At 70.9% G+C, this 18879-nt stretch carries 15 protein-coding genes, 1 tRNA gene and 5 pseudogenes; 13 read left to right on the top strand and 8 right to left on the bottom strand.

The features are described from left to right. Positions 1-17: 17 nt before the first annotated feature. Positions 18-1469, bottom strand: a complete 1452-nt coding sequence (locus tag AB0N31_RS08475) for a bis-aminopropyl spermidine synthase family protein (RefSeq protein ID WP_366057610.1) — start codon at positions 1467-1469, stop codon at positions 18-20. A 397-nt stretch (positions 1470-1866) separates the two neighbouring features. On the opposite strand from AB0N31_RS08475, the gene AB0N31_RS08470 reads away from it, so the two are divergent. Further along, positions 1867-2247 carry an S-adenosylmethionine decarboxylase gene (locus tag AB0N31_RS08470; RefSeq protein WP_366057609.1) on the top strand — a complete coding sequence of 127 codons (381 nt, stop codon included), beginning with the start codon at positions 1867-1869 and terminating at the stop codon, positions 2245-2247. 104 nt (positions 2248-2351) lie between these two features. On the opposite strand, the gene AB0N31_RS08465 is transcribed toward AB0N31_RS08470, so the two are convergent. Beyond that, complete coding sequence (locus AB0N31_RS08465; RefSeq protein WP_366057619.1) at positions 2352-2501, bottom strand: hypothetical protein; 150 nt, start codon at positions 2499-2501, stop codon at positions 2352-2354. A gap of 142 nt (positions 2502-2643) precedes the next feature. Then, a pseudogene (locus AB0N31_RS08460) lies at positions 2644-2991 on the bottom strand (alpha/beta fold hydrolase); the annotation flags it as partial. 202 nt (positions 2992-3193) lie between these two features. Here AB0N31_RS08460 and AB0N31_RS08455 point away from each other — a divergent pair. Continuing rightward, positions 3194-3913, top strand: coding sequence for a 4'-phosphopantetheinyl transferase superfamily protein (locus AB0N31_RS08455; RefSeq protein ID WP_366057608.1), 720 nt, complete (start codon positions 3194-3196; stop codon positions 3911-3913). Between the two features lie 64 nt (positions 3914-3977). On the opposite strand, the gene AB0N31_RS08450 is transcribed toward AB0N31_RS08455, so the two are convergent. Together AB0N31_RS08450 and AB0N31_RS08445 are read right to left on the bottom strand one after the other, a co-directional pair. After that, entirely contained in the window at positions 3978-4280 is a 303-nt protein-coding gene (locus AB0N31_RS08450; protein WP_366057607.1) for a hypothetical protein, read from the bottom strand. Positions 4281-4760: 480 nt separating this feature from the next. Further along, a pseudogene (locus AB0N31_RS08445) lies at positions 4761-5087 on the bottom strand (UTRA domain-containing protein); the annotation flags it as partial. A 10-nt stretch (positions 5088-5097) separates the two neighbouring features. Between AB0N31_RS08445 and AB0N31_RS08440 the strand changes: the two are divergent. The 4 genes and pseudogenes from AB0N31_RS08440 to AB0N31_RS08425 form a co-directional block, all read left to right on the top strand. Then, positions 5098-5352: pseudogene (locus AB0N31_RS08440) on the top strand (hypothetical protein); the annotation flags it as partial. A 6-nt stretch (positions 5353-5358) separates the two neighbouring features. After that, positions 5359-5813, top strand: a pseudogene (locus AB0N31_RS08435) (UTRA domain-containing protein); the annotation flags it as partial. After that, a complete protein-coding gene (locus AB0N31_RS08430) occupies positions 5810-6112 on the top strand; it encodes a hypothetical protein (protein ID WP_366057606.1) in 303 nt (100 codons plus the stop codon). The pseudogene AB0N31_RS08435 and the gene AB0N31_RS08430, both read left to right, overlap by 4 nt. Before the next feature lie 459 nt (positions 6113-6571). Further along, complete coding sequence (locus tag AB0N31_RS08425; protein WP_258572997.1) at positions 6572-6697, top strand: hypothetical protein; 126 nt, start codon at positions 6572-6574, stop codon at positions 6695-6697. A 230-nt stretch (positions 6698-6927) separates the two neighbouring features. On the opposite strand, the gene AB0N31_RS08420 is transcribed toward AB0N31_RS08425, so the two are convergent. Both AB0N31_RS08420 and AB0N31_RS08415 read right to left on the bottom strand, forming a co-directional pair. Beyond that, on the bottom strand, positions 6928-7536 hold the full coding sequence (locus AB0N31_RS08420) for a hypothetical protein (protein WP_366057605.1): 609 nt from the start codon (positions 7534-7536) through the stop codon (positions 6928-6930). 1103 nt (positions 7537-8639) lie between these two features. Next, positions 8640-8789 (bottom strand): annotated as a pseudogene (locus AB0N31_RS08415) (transposase); the annotation flags it as partial. Between the two features lie 208 nt (positions 8790-8997). On the opposite strand from AB0N31_RS08415, the gene AB0N31_RS08410 reads away from it, so the two are divergent. Next, positions 8998-9153 carry a hypothetical protein gene (locus tag AB0N31_RS08410; RefSeq protein ID WP_366057604.1) on the top strand — a complete coding sequence of 52 codons (156 nt, stop codon included), beginning with the start codon at positions 8998-9000 and terminating at the stop codon, positions 9151-9153. Positions 9154-9155: 2 nt separating this feature from the next. After that, complete coding sequence (locus tag AB0N31_RS08405; protein ID WP_366057603.1) at positions 9156-9710, top strand: hypothetical protein; 555 nt, start codon at positions 9156-9158, stop codon at positions 9708-9710. 191 nt (positions 9711-9901) lie between these two features. Here AB0N31_RS08405 and AB0N31_RS08400 read toward each other — a convergent pair. After that, positions 9902-9974, bottom strand: a tRNA-Arg gene (locus AB0N31_RS08400). 321 nt (positions 9975-10295) lie between these two features. On the opposite strand from AB0N31_RS08400, the gene AB0N31_RS08395 reads away from it, so the two are divergent. The 5 genes from AB0N31_RS08395 (at position 10296) to ettA (ending at position 18876) form a co-directional block, all read left to right on the top strand. Then, complete coding sequence (locus AB0N31_RS08395) at positions 10296-11903, top strand: dynamin family protein (protein WP_366057602.1); 1608 nt, start codon at positions 10296-10298, stop codon at positions 11901-11903. A 3-nt stretch (positions 11904-11906) separates the two neighbouring features. Beyond that, positions 11907-14435, top strand: a complete 2529-nt coding sequence (locus AB0N31_RS08390) for a GTPase (protein WP_366057601.1) — start codon at positions 11907-11909, stop codon at positions 14433-14435. Positions 14436-14736: 301 nt separating this feature from the next. Beyond that, positions 14737-15201, top strand: coding sequence for a single-stranded DNA-binding protein (locus AB0N31_RS08385; RefSeq protein WP_366057600.1), 465 nt, complete (start codon positions 14737-14739; stop codon positions 15199-15201). A gap of 261 nt (positions 15202-15462) precedes the next feature. Further along, on the top strand, positions 15463-16875 hold the full coding sequence (locus tag AB0N31_RS08380; protein WP_366057599.1) for a TQXA domain-containing protein: 1413 nt from the start codon (positions 15463-15465) through the stop codon (positions 16873-16875). A 336-nt stretch (positions 16876-17211) separates the two neighbouring features. Then, positions 17212-18876: an energy-dependent translational throttle protein EttA gene (ettA, locus tag AB0N31_RS08375; protein ID WP_363088315.1), complete on the top strand. Its 1665-nt coding sequence runs from the start codon at positions 17212-17214 to the stop codon at positions 18874-18876. Positions 18877-18879 lie beyond the last annotated feature (3 nt).

Raw genomic sequence — 18879 nt, 5'->3', positions numbered from 1 at the left:
TTTTTCCTGGTTTTATATTAACCCCCCGCCCCCCCCCCCCGGGCGGGGGGGGGGGGGGGGGGGTGGGGGGGGGGGGGCCCCCGGGGGGGGGGGGGGGGGGGGGGGGGGGGGGGGGGGGGGGGGGGCGCGGGCGGGGGGGGGGGGGGGGGGGGGGGGGGGGGGGGGGGCGGGGGGGGTGGGGGGGGGGGGGGGGGGGGCCCCGCGGCGGCGGGCACCTGTGCCGGCACAGGTGCCTGAGCCTGGGTCGGTGCTGGTGCTGGTGCTGGTGCCGGCACCGGCGCGGTGGCGGGCGCCGGTGGTGCGGTGGGTGCCGTGGTTCCGGGTTCGTCCGCCGGGACCAGGCGGCCGGGGCGGAAAGGGCCCTTGCCGCACCGGGGGCAGCCGTCGGCGCGCAGGGCGGCGACCGACGTCCAGCGGGCACCCGGTCCGACACGGAGCTTCGTGCCGCAGGCCACGCACTCGTACTCGCGCTGCCGGGTCCGCTTGTCGCCCGTGTAGAGGGGACCCTCGTAGGCGCCCTGCCGGGAGGCCGTCGAGGTGGTGGTCAGCAGGTGCTGGAAGAAGCCGACCCCGCCGAGGATGCCGCTGCCCTCGTACTCGTTGAAATTGCGGATGTAGCCGTTGGTGACCAGGCCGAGCGCCATGATCTCGCGCTGCACCTCGAGCATCTCGTCCGGGCTCTTGCCGCCGAAGGAGAAGAAGATGCTGTGTGCGGGGCCGGGGCGCAGGCCCTCCACGGCGCGCGACAGGAACAGCCGGGCGCCCTCCGGGGTGTACGGCGGGTCGGTCATCGCCACGTCGAAGCCGCCGTGCAGCTCGGCGGGGAGCGGCTCGCGCAGGTCGTGCTCGACCGTCTCGACGCGGGTGCCCAGGCCCGCGGACACCTTCCGGACGTAGGCGAGGATCTCGGGGGAGATGTCGACGACGGTCACGCGCTCGACGATCGGGGCGCCGAGGACGTCCCCGACGACGGCGACCGCCAGCGAGACGAGGTCGTCGTCCCCGATCAGCAGCAGGGATCCGCCGGGCAGCGCGCCCGCCGCGAGCAGCGCGAGGACGCGGCGCACCTTGGTCTCGGGCGTGCAGTGGGACTGGTCGATCGCCATGTCGGCGGCGGGACCGGACTCCATCAGGGCGCGCAGTCGTCGTACGGCCTCGTCCAGGACGGACGGGATCACCAGCTCGCGGCCCTCGCAGGTGCCGCAGGTCGCGTCGAGCGTGAGGTCCATGCCCAGCTCGGCCACCAGGTCCAGGCCGGCCGGGGTCAGCCGGGAGGGGCGCTCCTTGGTGAGCAGATCGCGGCGGCGCAGCTCGTTCCCCAGCGCGGCCACGATCGGGACGGGCAGGCCGGTGGCCCGGCTGATGTCCTTCGTGGAGGCGGGGGCCAGGCGGCGCAGGGCTCGCAGCACGGAGCGCACTCCGGGCGGGCCCTCCTGAAGCCTGACGGCGTCCGCGACTTCCGTGAGCACTCGATCGGCGGGGATGCTCCGGCGGTGTCGAGGCGCGTTTTTCACAAAGCTGCTCCGGGCGGGCTGATGGAATCCAGGACTGTCGAGTATACGGGCTGGCGCGGCGTCGACCGGACCCGGCCGCGACGCCGGTAATGCGGAAAAATAGAGGGGGAATGGGAAAGCTCTTTTCCGGGCGCCCGAAGAATTGTTTCGCCGATATTCGGAGGGTGGCGAGGAGGGGGGCGCCGCAGCCCTTGACGGCGTGCGCGCGCGAGCCGTAGAGCGACCCGGATGCTAGGCTGGGCCTCATCGAGCGTCGTTTTTCGGCCTCGGTGCCTTCCCCTTCGGACGCGCGGACCAGCGCACCTCTATGTGAAAGGAGACGGGGGCAGCGGATCGCGACCCCCGGTTCCCCATGACCAACCCCGCAAGCCTCGCCACCGAGGGTATAAACGTCGATGATTTGTGCTCCTACGCCGTAGACGTGTGGGTGAGCGACCACAGCATCCTGACCGACGAGGAGCGCCTCCTCCAGGTGCTGCGCACGGCCGCCGAAAAAGGGAACGCCCAGGTGCTCGGCGAGTCCTCGCACGTTTTCCCCAATGGTGCGGTCACCGCGATTCTGCTGCTTTCGGCCTCCCACCTGAGCATTCACACCTGGCCGGAATTCAGCCTGGCCAACGTCGATCTGCTGGCCTATGGCCGGCTGAACGGCGAGCGGATGATGCAGAGTGTGGAACTCGGTCTTTCGCCGACGAAGATCAATGTCACGCGCATGCTGCGTGCGGTGCACTGACTCGGACGTGACGCGATCCGCGACGCCGTGATTCCGATTCCGCGGTGCTTCACTTTTCCGTGGGTATCGATTTCACGGCGCACCGATTTCCCGCCGTACTGACGTCACAGCCACCCCGAGAGGGAGTCGACGAACGCGTCGAACCGGTCCCGGTGGATGGCGTGCGGCGTGCCGGGCACCGTACGCACCTCGAAGCCCCGCCGCACGAGTTCCGCCCGCGCCCGCGCGCTGACGAGCGTGCTCGGGTCCGACACCCGGACCAGCGAGGGGACGACGGCCTTCTCCGGGGTGTGGTCGGCGAGGCGGTGGGCGGACAGGGCGAGGGCCGTGTTCTCGTCCCAGACGTCGAGGGCCTGCCGCTCGACCGCGAGCCGCGCACCGCCCTCGGCGCCGTCCCGTGGGCGGGAGGAACTCGTCGGCAGGTCCGGAGAACGCTTGAACAGCGTGGAGAACGCCGGGTCCGGCCCGCCCTCCGCCCCGCTCGGCCGCCAGGCCGGCTCCGATTGGAGCGCGGGCCCGCGCCGGCTCCTCCACCGCCAGGGCCAGGGCCGGCGCCCCCAGCGAATGGCCCCGCGCCAGTTCCGGGTGACGCGGGAGCGTGTCCACGAGGTCCTCGGCGAAGAGCGTGGGCGCGTACGCCCCGCGCTCCCTGGCGCCGTGACCCCGCAGATCCACCGCGAGCACGCGGTAGCCCCGACCGGTGAGGACCGGCGCCGGCTCGTGCCAGGTGCGGTGGCCGGTCATGATGCCGTGGACGAGGACGGCGAGACGGTCGCCCGTCCCCCACTCCCGTGTGCAGACGCATTCGGCTGCTTTCTTCGTTGTCGTGCGGGGCGGGCAGGGGTTCGGGCCGTGGGCGTACCGGTGTACCGGTGTGCCTGCGGACCGGTGTGCCTGTGGATCGGCGGATCGGCGGATCGGCGGAAAGGGCTGAGGAGCCGTGGCAGTGGCGGAGCACGAGGTGCTGGTGTGGTGGGCCCGGACGGGCGACGCCCGGCCCGCGCTCCTCGGCCTGCTCGACGCCGTCGAGCGCGCCCGCCACGAGGCCACCGCCCGGCCGGCCGACAAGGCGCGTTTCCTGGTCGGGTGCGCGCTCAGCCGTGTCGCCCTCGGCGGGTTTCTCGGCGTGCCTCCCGCCGACGTCCCCCTGCGCCGCGTGTGCCCGCGCTGCGGCGGGCCGCACGGCAAGGTGGAGCTGGCGGTGCCGGAGCGCTCGCCGTACGCGGACGTCGACTTCTCCGTCACCCACAGCGGGGAGGTGGTCGGGGTCGCGGTCTGCCGGGGCGCCGCCGTGGGGCTCGACGTGGAGGACGACGGCATCGATCTCGACGTGGACGCGGCGGCGCGCACCGCGCTCGGTGAGGGCGAACGGAGAGCTCTGTACGCCCGCCCGCCGGCCGCGCGCCGTGCCGCCTTCCTGCGCACCTGGACCCGCAAGGAGGCCGTGCTGAAGGCGCTCGGCGTGGGTCTCCATGTGCCCTTGCGCGAGCTGGAGCTGTCCGCGCCGGACGCCGCGCCGGCCGTCCTCGGCTGGCCCGGGCGGCTCGGCCGGCGCCCCGAGGCGAGCCTGACGGACCTGACGGTCGCGGGGACGCACACGGCGGCCGTCGCGGTACTGGCGGGGGGCGGCGTGCGGGTGGCCGTACAGGCGGATCCCGCCCTCTGACGCCCGCCCTCTGACGCCGGTCCTCCGACGGCGGCCCGCACCGGGCGTGCATCACGGGCGTGCATCAGGGGTGGAGCAGGACGAGTGCGATGGTGGGCAAGAACGTGCCGACGCCGCTGAGCAGCCAGTAGGTCTGAGCGGACAGTGAGGTCCGGCGGGCGAGAGCACTGTTGGCGGTCCACCACAGCAGCACGTAGAGACCGACCACGGGCGCGATGATCACCAGCCAGAGGGCCATGCCGTCGTTCTCCGTCGGTTCCGGGTCGTACCGGCTCGCCGCCAGGAACCACAGCAGCCAGATCGGCACCACCCCCGGGATGCCGAGCAGCAGGTTGGCGCCCAGGGCCGTCGGCCACCGTCCGATCATCCTTCCCCCTTCCGCCTTCCCCGTGAGCGACTGCGGGGACAGTACAGCGTGGGTCGGCGGGGCTTCGTCGCGTCCGATGAAACGCGCCGCGAACAGCGAAAATCCCTCCCCAGGGGAGGGCGGAGACGGGCGCCCCCGGCAGGAATCGAACCTGCGGCCAAGCGCTTGGAAGGCGCTTGGTGAGATCACCGGCGCATGCCCTCTGACCTCGCGTTCTTCGGCTGACGACCGCGGATCTGCGGCGCCTTCGACACGCATTCGGCACAGGGGCGGGCGACGCGGGTCGGCTGAAGCCACAAGCCCGGGGTATCCGCTTGAACATGCTTGCTCTGATTGCCTACCGCTCGTATCACGGAGCAACGACCCTGTGGGCCTTCGTGGTTGCCATTCTCATCGTGCTGGTGGCGGGTTGGTACATCCGACGCTGAAGGTAGGCGCGACACCCGCAGACCTGCTTTCCCGGGTCCCGCAGGCCGACCGCTATGGACGGTTGATCGGGATCTCGTAGACGATCTCGCAGTGGGCGGCGGGAACCACGATGTCCGCCGTCTCCACGGGCCGCCTCTCGTCGCTGTAGTACGTCCGCCGGATGTGCGTGACGAGCGCGGCCATGCGGTTCACGACGCCCGCCCCGGCGTGCGGCCCTCCCTCGGGGAGGACGACGAGCGTGCCGGCGGTGAGGTCGTACGGCTCCCAACTCGTCGACAGCTGCACGGGCCTGCCGTCCGCCAGGAACTCGTACGTCGTACGGACGCACAGCTCGCCCTCGGCGATGCCCAGCCGTGCCGCGATCTCCGCCGGTGCCGGAGGCTGTCCTGTGCCCGCTTCGGGAGTTAGCGCGGCGGCCCTCGCCGCCCGGCTGTCCGCCCTCGGGCTGCTCACGCGAGTGGAGGAACACCCCCGGCACACGTCGGTGGAAGCGGAGGTGCCGGACGCGCTCTCCGCCGAGTCATGGCGGGAGGTCCTGGACGTGGTGGCGGAAGCCGACCGCTTCGGCCTCCTCGCCACCAGCATGAACGGCCGCACCCTCTGGGCGGTCGTACGCAAAGCGGTCCCCGCGACGGGCGATGTAGCGGCCCTATGTGTCACCGTTCGCACCGCCACGGTCCAAGCCGACGGACACCTGACGACCTTGCTGAGGGTGCCGACCGGCAGCCCACTCGCGGAGTTCTTCTGGTCAGCCACGAGGGGGAGTCACCGCACGGACTGGCCCGTATCTACATCCCGTGCGACCTGGTGCCGACCGGGGTGCTCGACGACGAATGCCCGTGCCCGGAGGCGGCCAAGAGGTTCGCCGTACTCGGCCCTCCGCCGGCTGCTGTCCGGGAAACGGTCTGCGCCCGTCCGCCGATGCCGGACGAGTCATCGACCCTGCGGACCAACTCCGTCACGCCGGTTCTGGCGATCACGCGCGTCGCGACCGACCTCACCGGCCGAGTGGTCGAGGCGGGCCTGCTGGTCTTCCCAGGGGATCGGGCCGACGCGGTCTTCACCACCCACCACATGCCCGACGAGAGGCAGACGCCAGGATGACAGCACGGAACGAACTTCGCCTGCTCCCGTGGTCGGGCCCGGAGGGCAAGCCCTGCTACCTGAGCACGGATGACAAGGGCGGCTACATGTCCCGCCTGGCGGACAACATCGAAGCGGACCAACTCGACACGGCGGCGATCCTGTTGGAGCACGCCTCGGACACTCTTGACGACCAGGACGCGGACCCGGAGGACCTGCGGCGGTTGACCGGGGAACTGACCGGGACTCTCCGGGACGTGCTCCGCGTCGCAACCAGCCGCGGTCACCTTCTGGGAGTGAGCGAACCGCACCGCTCCTGAAACAGCGGCCGCAAGCAACGCCTGCCGCCGACGACCCTCCGTTTCAACCGGGGAGGGAGCCCGAAGACGACTCGGTTCCCCTCCCCGCGGCGTTATGCCGGCTACCGCTGAGACCGCGGGCACCCCAGGGCTTCGGCGTAGCCGGCGGGCGTCCGTTTCGTGACCACTTGCGGTGAAGGGGGCGCGAGCGGACGGTTCCTGTCTCATGTCCATTGCGCCTCGGTGGCCTGCGTCTCCGGGCGCCGTCGAGCGGAGCCGGCCGACGGTGCCGGGGGATGATCCCCTGCGTGGCTGAAGGACAGGTGCAGATGCGGACGACGCTCGTGCATGGGATGAGCGGCTGGGCTGGGCGTTCTGGCTGATAGCAGATGATCCGGCTGCGAGGAGTGCGGCACGCGCCGACCGTCTTCCTCGACCTGACCGCGTGCGCGATGGCGGAGCGACAGCGCACCCCGCGCTATGGCAACCTGGCGCAACCTCGCGGTCGGGGCCCTACGGCTGAACGGCGCGAAGAACATCGCCTCCGGCCGCCGCCGCAATGCGCGTGACGCCCGCCGACCCCTCACGCTCCTCGGCCTCGCCTGAGCGCGAGGCGGACGTCACGCGACTACGCCGAAGCCCTGAGGGCTGTCACAGAATAACTTCAGACTTTGACCTTGGTCAGGCGGGCTGTCTCGCGAGGTCATCGAGTGGAACGGCACTTCGGCGTTCGTGAGTTATTTTCCGACGGCTCCCTGGGCCGCTCAGGGGTCGACCGGGTCCGGCGCAGGCGTTCTCGGCGTTCTCTCAGGCCGAGAACGAGAGGTAACACCGCCTCAGATGGTCGGGGTGTCGTCAACAATCGGCCTGTGAATCTCAACGACCGGCTTCCACCCCGCGGAGAACTCGATGAAGTCCGCACGGGTGGGGTAGGTGTCGATCGCGCGACGGTCACGCTTGGGGCTGTCGCTCCCCTTGCGCCCCCGGGGAATCTGCTCCTCGAAGATGTCGACCTTCACGTCGGGAACCTCCTTGAGGCCCTGGCGCCAGATCTGCACGATGTCGGCGCCGAACGCCTGCCGGGCCGCAGCGTAAAGGGCCGTGAGGGCCCCCTTGTCCCCACCGGGGACGAAAAGTGCCAGGTCCAGCACGACACCGGCGGACTGGAGGACCTCGATGGTCACCGAGCCGTTCTCGTCGGCCAAGTAGATTCCGGCTTCATTCTCGTCGTCGGGAAGGCAGGAGACCTCTTCCTGGAATACGGTTATCGCCGTGATCGAGCCGCCCTCGAAATTCTCACCGGACTTGGTCAGAAAAGCAGGGACATAGCAGTCGGGAAGCTTGAGTTCTGCCGTGTCGGCGGAAACGAAGATCCTGTCCTTCACGCCGAGCTTCGTCACCTCTTCCAGCGAGAGGCGGCGAGCGGCGATCTTCTCCGTGTTCACGATTTCCCTTTCAGGTTGCACTGTCCCTCCGAACAAGGACGCTACCACGAAACCCTGAGGTCAACTGCCCAGTAATCCTTGGGTAAATGACCTCCGATGGCCTGCACGGGAGGATACCGAAGCGAGTGCCACTCGGTCGGGAACACGCATCCGCCAGATAGTCTCCCTCGTCACGGTGTTGGGGATCAACTGGCGGTTGCATTTCGGTGCGTTGGGTAGCGCAGAGGAACTAAAAGAGAGTTTACAGTAGATATCGCCCATATCTCCTTCGGGAGGTGACGGCGAGGTAAGGCGATCCATTCGTCGTGCATCTCGAAGGGCGCAGCGGAAACCAACCGGAAGTCGCGTACTGCTGCGCCCTCTTCGGTCAGGACTTCGACGTAGTCGGCTGACGCCCGGTTGCTGACGTCTCGTCATGTTGGGCGGGGTTCGGCACACAACAGGCACGGACGTCCGCGATCGTGGAGTTCTCTACGCTCTGTGACCTTGGACTGCCCCTGCCTGCCGACGCACCATCTCTGATCTCCCCTGCCTTGAACAGCTCAGACCGCATCCGGAAGTGTCCGGGAGCGATCTTCCGGATCTGCTGGAACGCCTCGCGCAGGTCCCGGGCCCGCGGGATCCGCGGGGAGGACGGCACCCTCTCGTGACGCCCCTGGCACTGACGGCCTGCGCGGTCCTCGCCGGGGCGTGATCCCTGCTCGCGGTGAGTGAATGGGTGGCCGACGCACCGCCGGCCCTGCTCGAACGGCTCGGCACGGCCGTCGACCCGCTGGTCCCGCTACGCGGTCACCGGCCTCACCGCTGAGCAGGCCGGCCCGGCTCGGCTCGCCCGACTGATCCGAGGGCACTGGACCGTCAAGGCCCTGCACCACGTCAGGGAGGTCACCTTCGCCGAGTACGCCTCCCAGTTGCGGACCGGAAACACCCCCAGGGCGATGGCCGCCTGCAGAAACCTCGCGATCGGAGCTCTCCGCCCGGCGACGGACCGGTGTCGGCTCCCCCTTTTTCGCACGGATGTGGGAGTCGTCCACACACGCCCTGGACCAGTCGAGTTCGCCGGCCGCATCCAGCTCGGCGAGCAGAATGCGGTGCAGCCGGTCGAAGACCCCGGCCCGCTGCCACCGCTCCAGACGCCGCCAGCAGGTCTGTCCGGAGCCGAACCCCGGTTCCAGGGGCAGCAGTTGCCAGGCTATGTCGTCGTGGAGCACGTACAGGATGCCCTGCAGACACAGCCGGTCCGTCACCGGCTGCGGCCCCGGTGATCGCTCAGGTCAGGGCGGCAGCAGCGGCTCGATCAGCATCCACAAGCCGTCATCCACCATCCATGGCCGAGTACTCACACTCTCCCGAACGGCCGAATCGTCACATCGGTCACGCCCGACCAGGGCACCTCAACAAGATCGTGTTACGAGCTCAAAGGGAAAGGAGTCGACGGCCGTCACCAGGACCGGCAACGCCGTGGACAAGCGGTCCCTGATGAACGCGGACCAGGCGGCGGCGCTCCTCGACTGGATCCGGCGCCGGCCGCGCGGGGGACCGCGGCTGCACGCGTTCTTCGCCACGCTGTACTACTGCGCCCTGCTCCCTGCGCCCTGCGGCCGGAGGAAGCCGTAACCATGCGCGTGCACGACGTGACGCTTCCCGGTCCCGGCGCCGAGGACCAGTGGTGTGAGCTGCTGATCCACACGGCGACCCCGGAGGTCGGCAGGCAGTGGACCGACACCGGGGAGATCCACGAGGAACGCGACCTGAAGGGCCGTGCCGAGGGCGAGACGCGCGCCGCGCCGGGGCACCCCGCCCTGACGCGCATCCTGCGCCGGCACATCGAGGACGAGCGGCTCAAACCGGGGGATCTGCTGTTCCGGGGAGAGACGGGAGGCGTCCTCGCGGGTTCGGTCATCCGCCGGGCGTGGCGCAGCGCGCGTAAGGCCGTCCTGCCTCCGCACGTCTTCGAGTCGCCCACCGGCAGGCGGGTGTACGACAACCGGCACACGCGCCTCACGAAATGGCTCAACGACGGGATCCCGCCCGCGCAGGTGGCCGAATGGGCCGGGAACAGCGTGCCGGTGCTGCCGGCCACGTACGCGCGGTGCGTCGAGGGGCAGCTGCCCGATCTGAAACGGCGCCTTGAGGCCGCGGGAGATCTCCCCGAACCGCCCGGCACGGGATGAGGCTCCGCACCGAGAGCTCCGCCGAAAACTTCGACACGTATTCGACACAGCCACCCGCAAAAACCCGGTGACAACCGGACGGCCCCGGACCCTCTCCATGATCGCCGGGAGAGCGTCCGGGGCTTCGTCGTTTCGGGTGAAACCTGCTCCGGCCAGCAAAAATGCCCTCCCAAGGGGAGGGCGGAGACTTGCGCCCCCGGCAGGACTCGAACCTGCGGCCAAGCGCTTAGAAGGCGCCTGCTCTATCCACTGAGCTACGGGGGCCGGTTGTGGTGGCCTCGTACCCGGTGCCCGGGTGCGGGACGATCCGTGACGTTGCCGGGGACAAGGATAGGGCTCCCGGTTCCTTGTCCTGCGTGCTTCGCCTCCGTGGCTCGATGTGGAGGTTCAGTGAAGCGGTCCTGATAATCGCAGGCAGGTGCGAATCGTGCACCGCTTTTGGCGTCTGGGGCGCCGGGTGTTGTGCACTCGTTATGCCTGCGCTGTACCTCTGTCCCGGTCGCACCTTCCGTCCCTTGTGTCCCATCGGCGCGCAGGCATGTCTATGTGCTTCATAAATCCCCCGAAATTAGGCATTCTTCGCATGTGGTGACCTTGGACGTACGGCCTCAGCTGCTCAACGCACTCTCCGCCCTGCGCGAACGTGTCGCCGCCGCACGCTTCCCGCTGCCCCTGGCGGGGGCGCCACGCGCGCGTGCCAACCGCGACGAACTCCTCGCCCAGCTCGACGACTATCTGGTGCCCCGGCTGAGACAGCCCGAAGCACCCTTGCTGGCCGTCGTGGGCGGATCCACCGGCGCCGGCAAGTCGACGCTCGTCAACTCCCTGGTGGGGCGAAGAGTCAGCGAAGCGGGAGTGCTGCGGCCGACGACCCGGACGCCGGTACTGGTGTGCCATCCGGAGGACCATCACTGGTTCAGCGGCATGCGGGTGCTGCCCGACCTCACACGCGTGTGGGTGCCCCATCAGGAGCCCGCGGACGACCTGTTGCTGCCCGGCGAGGACGGCAGACGCCTGCTGCGCATCGAGACCGCTGAGACCCTTCCGCCCGGCCTCGCCCTCCTGGACGCGCCCGACGTCGACTCCCTGGTCGCCGACAACCGTGTCCTGGCAGCCGAACTCATCTGCGCCGCCGACATCTGGGTCATGGTCACCACGGCCGCACGGTACGCCGACGCCGTGCCCTGGCATCTCCTGCGCACCGCCAAGGAGTACAACGCGACGCTCGTGAGCGTCCTCGACCGCGTACCCCACCAGGTCGTCTCCGAGGTGTCCCGCCAGTACGGCGCCCTGCTCACCAAGGCCGGCCTGGGTCACGTACCGCGCTTCACCGTGCCCGAACTGCCCGAGTCCGCCTGGGGCGGAGGGCTGCTTCCGGCCACAGCGGTGGCACCGTTGCGCACCTGGCTCATCCATCACGCACAGGACCGGGCCGCCCGCCACGACGTGATGGCCCGCACGGCGTACGGCGTCCTCGACTCGCTCAACTCCCGGATGCCCGAACTGGCCGGCGCCGCGGCCGCGCAGTACGCGGCCGCACTGCGGCTCACCTCGGCCGTCGACGGGGCGTACGACAGCGAATACGCGCGCGTGCGAGGCCGGTTGCAGAGCGGCGCCGTGCTCGCGGGTGACGCCCTCAAGCGCTGGCGGGCCTTCCCGCTGGACTGCACCGCCGGGGAACTGCTCGACGCCCTCGTGGAGAGCCTGGCCGCGCTCCTGCTGTGCGCCGTCACCGCGGCCGACGAGCGGGTCGACGAGGCATGGCGTCTCGAACCGGCCGCTGGTGCCCCCGAACTGCTCGACCGCGACACCTCCCTGGAGACCGCCGAACACCGCATCGGCATGGCCGTACGGCGCTGGCGGCGCGAGTTGGAGGAGTATGCCGAGGACGAGGTGCGCCACCTCGAACGCGGCGCCGCACCCGATCCCGAACTCGTCGCAGCCCTCGTCGCCACCGTCCTGCTGGGCGGTCGCAGGGCCCGCTCGGCGGGCGAGGGGCTCGCCGAGCGGATCGGCGCCCACGGCGCGCTGCGGCTGCGCGACCGGGGCGGGCGGCTGCTCACCGAACACCTCGACCGTGTCATGCACAACGAACGCGAGCGCCGGCTCGCCCCGCTCGACGGACTCGACGTCCACGTCGAACCCCAGGCCGAACTCATCGCCGCGCTGTCCGTACTACAGAAGGAGAGGTGACCGGTGACCGCCGTCACGAACCAGGACCACACCGACCACACCGACCACACGGGCCGCACGGATCACATGGATCACATGGATCACATGGAACTCGCCGAGTGTGAGGGGCGTGAGGGGCGGTCGATGCAGGCGGGATGCGAGGGAGACGGTGCCTCGTCCTCGGGCGGTCGGGAGGAACCCCGGGACCCCCAGGGCACCCAGGACGAGCAGGTGGGCGAAGGGCGGCCGGCCCCAGGCACGGCAGAGGGGGAGCGCTCCGCCGAGGCGGCGGGAGAAGGCCCCTCCGCCGGTGCGGCCGAGGGAGCCGTGTCCGAGGACGGGAGCGAAGGCGGTCCTCCCGCGAAGGCGGTGGAGGGCGGCTCCTCGACGCCCGCCGACGCGGACGACCGTCCGGCGCGAGCGCACGAGACCGACGAGTCCGCGGGCGCCCGGTCGGGGACCGGGCCCGAAGCCGAGTCGTCCCCGGCCGCGCGAGAAGACGACGGCCCTTCCGTGCGGGTGCCGGACAAGGATCGTCCCGCATCCGCACGGAAGGGCGACGACTCCTCACGCGGCCGGTCCAGGGCCGAGGCCGAGTCCTCGCACGATCGGTCCAGGGCCGAAGCCGTTCCTCACACGCGCGTGCGGGACAGGTCGCGGGGCGAGGACAGCCCCGCACGTGGGGGCGAGGAAAGCCCCGCGCGCGTGCCGGACGGCGAACGCTCCCGACGCTCGCCCGGCAGCGACCGTCCCGCACACCCGCCGGAGACCCAGGCCCCCGTACGCGGCCAGGACAGCCGGGGAAGGGACCGCGGCGCCCACCCCCCGCAGGAGGCCCCCGGTTCCGGTGAACCCTGGGGCGACGGTCTCATCGCGCGTCGCGTGAGCGAGGCCACCGCCGCCGAGCAGGCCGCCGCCCTGGAGGTCCGGTCCGGCAGCTCCCAGGCCGCCGCGGCCCCCCTGGCCTACGACGGCCACCTGCGCTCCCGGCTCGACGCGCTGCGGGAACTGGTGGGGCTTTCCCGCGCGCGGCTCGACAACAGGACGCTCTCCGAGGCGGGCCGGGTTCTCGACGAGGCGGCTGCCCGGCGCAGGCTCTCCGGACAGCACACCGTGGTCGCCATCGCCGGGGCCACCGGCAGCGGCAAGTCCCAGTTGTTCAACGCCCTCGCCGGGGTGACCATCTCGGAGACGGGCGTACGGCGGCCCACCACCGCCGCCCCCATCGCGTGCAGTTGGAGCGACGGCGCGGCGACCCTGATCGACCGGCTCGGCATCCCGGGCCGGCTGCGTCGCCGCCCGGTGCAGAGCGCGGACGCGGAGGCCCAGCTGCGCGGACTCGTCCTGGTGGACCTGCCCGACCACGACTCGGCCGCCGTGCAGCACCGTGAACAGGTCGACCGGGTCCTGGCCCTCGTGGACGCCGTCATCTGGGTCGTCGACCCGGAGAAGTACGCCGACGCCGTGCTCCACGAGCGCTACCTGCGGCCCATGGCGGGACACGCGGAGGTCATGTTCGTCGTCCTGAACCAGATCGACCGACTGCCGGGCGAGGCCGCCGAGATGGTCCTCGACGACCTGCGGCGGCTGCTGGACGAGGACGGCGTCGCCCTCGGCGAGTACGGCGAACCGGGCGCGACCGTCCTCGCGCTGTCCGCGCTGACCGGCGACGGCATCGGGGAACTGCGCGAACTGCTCGGTCAGTTCGTCGCGGAGCGCGGTGCCGCGGCGCGGCGCATCTCGGCCGATGTCGACGCCGCCGGTTGGCAGCTGCGGCCCGTCTACGCGACGACGCGGTGCACCGGCCTGAGCGAGGAGGCCCGGGACGACTTCGCCGCCCGCCTCGCGGACGCGGTGGGCGCCACGGCCGCGGGCGAGGCCGCCGAACGCGCCTGGCTGCGCAACGCCAACCGCGCGTGCGGGACGCCGTGGCTGAGGCTGTGGCGGTGGTGCCAGGACCGCAGCGATCCTCCCACCGGCAGCGTCCGGGTCCGCTCGCAGGCCGACGAGGAGGCCACCGCGCGGCAGCGCGTGGAGCAGGCGGTGCGCACGGTGTCGGAGCGGGCCTCGGCGGGGCTGCCCGCGCCGTGGGCGCAGGCGGTACGGGAGGCCGCCGTACGCGGTGCGCAGGGGCTGTCCGAGGCACTGGACGAGCTGACCGCGCGGGCCGGGGTGCCGGAGGGGCGCCCGCCGCGGCCGGGCTGGTGGCCGGTGGCCGTGCTGGCGCAGGCGTCCATGACGGTCCTGCAGGTGCTCGGCGGACTGTGGCTGGTCGGCCAGATCGCCGGGTTCATGTCGCCGAACCTGGGAGTGCCGGTGCTGCTGATGGTGGCCGGCATCATCGGCGGCCCGCTGGTGGAGTGGAGCTGCCGGATCGCGGCCCGCGGCCCCGCACGCAGATACGGCCAGGACGCGGAACGGCGCCTGCGAGAGGCCGCCGCCGGGTGCGGCAGGGCGAGGGTCCTGGACCCCGTGGCCGCCGAGCTGCTGCGGTACCGGGAGGTGCGGGAGCAGTACGGCAGGGTGATGGGCGCACAGGCGCTGGCCAGGTGAGAAGGGGAGGTGCGGGCGCGGGCCGGGGCGTCGGCCCGGGGGCGGTGCGACGCGGGACCCCCGTCCGGGTGACGGCTTTTTCCACAGGCGGGTGGTGATCCACAGCGCTCGGCGGGCTCGGCCCGGCGGAGGCAGTCTGGTTTCGCGGCGATCGTGGCGAAGCGGTCGTGGCGACGGTGGCGGTGAGCGGCTCGGGGCGTACGCCTCGCGGCCGCCGCCGCCCCGGCAGACACAGCCGTACGGGACGGGCCCGTACGCGTATCCGCCCGGCGCCGACGCCCGGGTGAGGGAGGGGTCCTCGATGAACGAGACGATGGTCTGCGCGGTGGGGAACGTGGCGACGCAGCCGGTGTACCGGGAGCTGTCGGCGGGACCGTCGGCGCGGTTCCGGCTGGCGGTGACCTCGCGCTACTGGGACCGGGAGAAGAACACCTGGGCCGACGGCCACACCAACTTCTTCACGGTGTGGGCCAACCGGCAGCTGGCGGCGAACGTGGCCGCGTCGCTGAACGTGGGTGAAGCGGTGATCGTGCAGGGTCGGCTGAAGGTGCGCGCGGAAGCGCGCGAGGGACAGAACAGGACGTCGGCCGACATCGACGCCGTGGCGATCGGTCACGACCTCGCCCGCGGCACCTCGGCCTTCCGTCGCGCGGCCAGGCCCGAGTCGGCCGCCGCGGCCGGCGCACCCGCGCAGCCGGAACCCGACTGGCAGACCCCGGCGGAGCCGGAATCACCGCGGCGACGCGAGCCGGCAGCCGTGACCTGATGTCAGGGAGCGTGCCGGTCTGGCTGATCAGCGGCTTATCGGCGGATACGACCCTGCGTGGTGGGTTGATTTGTCGATAAGCCCTGCTCGGGCGCGATCTTGGGGATAACGATTCCGAGTCGGATCACCCATCGGACGACCTGACCGGGAAGGCCGGTACGCCCGCCTCTCTAGGATGCCGAACGTGGCTCACGGGGCTTCTGATTCTGCTGGTGGGACCCATCCCCCCACGTCAACGGGTCCTGCTGGAAGGGAAATTACGTGATTTCTTCGTTCTCCGCGCCGTTCGGACGCGGACGGGGCGCGGTGCGCCTCGCGGCGGGGACGCTCGTGTCCGGGCTCGTCGCCGCCGGGGTCCTCGCCGCCGCGGGCCCGGCCGCCGCCGAGACGACGGCGCAGACCCGGGGCGGAGCGACGGCGACGATAGGCGGCCTCAAGACGTACGGAGCCGCCGTGCTGCACGACGAGAGCGGGGACCAGGAGGTCTCGGCCGGCCTGTTCGAGATGTCCGTCGAGGGCGGCGGAACCCTCCAGACCTACTGCGTCGACCTCCACAACCCCACGCAGAAGGACGCCAAGTACCAGGAGACTCCCTGGAGCGGCACCTCACTGGCCGTCAACAAGGACGCCGGCCGCATCCGCTGGATCCTGCAGAACTCCTACCCCCAGGTCAACAACCTGGCGACGCTGGCCAAGAAGGCCGGTATCGCCGGGGGCCTCACCGAGCAGGACGCGGCGGCCGGGACCCAGGTGGCGATCTGGCGCTACTCGGACGGCGCGGACGTCGAGGCCGTCGACCCGCAGGCCGAACGGCTCGCGGACCACCTCCAGAAAGCCGCCCGTGCCGTGGCGGAACCCCAGGCCTCACTGACTCTTGACGGTGCCGCGGTCTCCGGACGTCCCGGCGAACTGCTCGGCCCGGTCACCGTTCGGACCGGCGCGAGCGCCGTGACGGTGTCACCGCCGCTGAACTCGGCCACCACCGGCGTCCGGATCGTCGGCAGGGACGGCAAGCCCGTCACCTCCGCGCAGGACGGCAGCGAGCTGTTCTTCGACGTGCCCGCCGCCACCGCGGCCGGCGCCGCGGAGCTGACCGTCCAGGCCTCCACCACCGTCCCCGTCGGCCGCGCCTTCACCTCCGAGAGCCGCAGCCAGACCCAGATCCTGGCCGGCTCCAGCGAATCGACCGTCTCCGCGACGGCGTCCGCGACCTGGGCCGGGGCCGGCGCCGTACCGGCCCTTTCCGCGGCGAAGAACTGCACGAGGAACGGCGTCGATCTCATCGCGGCCAACCAGGGCGACCAGGCCTTCACCTTCGAACTGATGGGTGTGCGGCACAGCATCCCCGCCGGCACGTCCCAGACGGTGACGATCCCCCTCCAGGAGGATCAGGCCTACGACTTCACCATCACCGGCCCGCAGGGCACCCAGAGCCGCTTCACCGGCGTCCTCGACTGCCGCACCAGAGCCGCCGAGTCCGGCCTGGCCACCCAGACGCTCACCGAACCGAGTCCGGCCACGGTGGGCGGCACCGCCTCCTCGGGCACCGACCTCGCCCAGACGGGCGGCTCCGACGTCACCCCCCTGATCGCGGGCACCGCGATCGGCCTGGTCGTCATCGGCGGCACCGTCCTGGTCCTCGTGGGCCGCAAGGAGAACGACGCGCGGGGCTGACCGGCACCCACCGCGGCACCCACGGCCCCCTCAGGGGCCCGCCGGTGCCGATCCCTGTCCCTGTCGTCCCTGTCGGCGGACGAGGCTCCAGCTGGAGCTGCCCCGTGACGACGTGTTGCGGGCCGTCCCGGGCCCTCCGACGTGCCCCGGAGTCACCGGACGACGACCGACCGGGACGGGGACGACGGCCGACCGGGACGCGGCGGACACCACCGTCTACAACGAAACCCCAGGTCAGAGCCTCACGGTCGATCGGGTTTCCCCCCAGGGGTAGCCGTCCGGCAAGATGGGGTGTATCTGCCCACTGCCAGAATTCAAGCTGCCGGACGGTTTCTCTTGGCTGAGTACATCTACACCATGCGCAAGACGCGCAAGGCGCACGGCGACAAGGTCATCCTTGACGACGTGACGCTGAGCTTCCTGCCCGGCGCGAAGATCGGTGTGGTCGGTCCGAACGGTGCCGGTAAGTCCACCGTTCTCAAGATCATGGCCGGGCTGGAGCAGCCGTCCAACGGCGACGCGTTCCTGTCGCCCGGCTACTCCGTCGGGATGCTGCTGCAGGAGCCGCCGCTCGACGAGTCCAAGACGGTCCTGGAGAACGTGCAGGACGGCGCCGCCGAGATCATGGGCAAGCTCAAGCGCTTCAACGAGGTCGCCGAGCTGATGGCGACCGACTACTCGGACGCGCTCATGGAGGAGATGGGCAAGCTCCAGGACGACCTGGACCACGCCAACGCGTGGGACCTGGACGCCCAGCTGGAGCAGGCCATGGACGCCCTGGGCTGCCCGCCCGGCGACTGGCCGGTCACCAACCTCTCCGGTGGCGAGAAGCGCCGCGTCGCGCTGTGCAAGCTGCTGATCGAGGCCCCCGACCTGCTGCTGCTCGACGAGCCCACCAACCACCTGGACGCCGAGTCCGTCCAGTGGCTGGAGCAGCACCTCGCGAAGTACGCGGGCACCGTCGTCGCCGTCACCCACGACAGGTACTTCCTGGACAACGTGGCCGGCTGGATCCTCGAGCTGGACCGCGGCCGCGCCATCGGCTACGAGGGCAACTACTCCACCTACCTGGAGTCCAAGGCCTCCCGCCTCAAGGTCGAGGGCCAGAAGGACGCCAAGCGCGCCAAGCGCCTCAAGGAGGAGCTGGAGTGGGTGCGGTCGAACGCCAAGGGGCGTCAGGCCAAGTCCAAGGCGCGTCTGGCGCGCTACGAGGAGATGGCCGCCGAGGCCGACAAGATGCGGAAGCTGGACTTCGAGGAGATCCAGATCCCGCCGGGCCCGCGTCTGGGCAACGTCGTCGTCGAGGTCAACAACCTCAGCAAGGCCTTCGGTGAGAAGGTCCTCATCGACGACCTCTCCTTCACGCTGCCGCGTAACGGCATCGTCGGCGTCATCGGCCCGAACGGCGCCGGCAAGACCACGCTCTTCAAGATGATCCAGGGTCTGGAGGAGCCGGACTCCGGCTCGATCAGGGTCGGCGACACCGTCAAGATCTCGTACGTCGACCAGAGCCGCGAGAGCATCGACCCGAAGAAGTCGCTGTGGGCCGTCGTCTCGGACGAGCTGGACTACATCAACGTCGGCCAGGTCGAGATGCCCTCGCGGGCCTACGTCTCCGCCTTCGGCTTCAAGGGCCCGGACCAGCAGAAGCCGGCCGGCGTCCTGTCCGGCGGCGAGCGCAACCGTCTCAACCTCGCGCTCACCCTCAAGCAGGGCGGCAACCTGCTGCTCCTCGACGAGCCGACCAACGACCTCGACGTCGAGACCCTGTCCTCCCTCGAGAACGCGCTGCTCGAATTCCCGGGTGCGGCCGTGGTCGTCTCCCACGACCGGTGGTTCCTGGACCGGGTCGCCACGCACATCCTCGCCTACGAGGGTGACTCCAAGTGGTTCTGGTTCGAGGGCAACTACGAGTCGTACGAGAAGAACAAGATCGAGCGGCTCGGTCCGGACGCGGCCCGTCCGCACCGCGCCACCTACAAGAAGCTGACCCGGGGCTGATCT

It is taken from the genome of Streptomyces sp. NPDC051051, assembly GCF_040682975.1.
In the GTDB taxonomy this organism is placed as follows: Bacteria; Actinomycetota; Actinomycetes; order Streptomycetales; family Streptomycetaceae; genus Streptomyces.
This window is presented reverse-complemented; position numbering and strand designations above follow the sequence as displayed.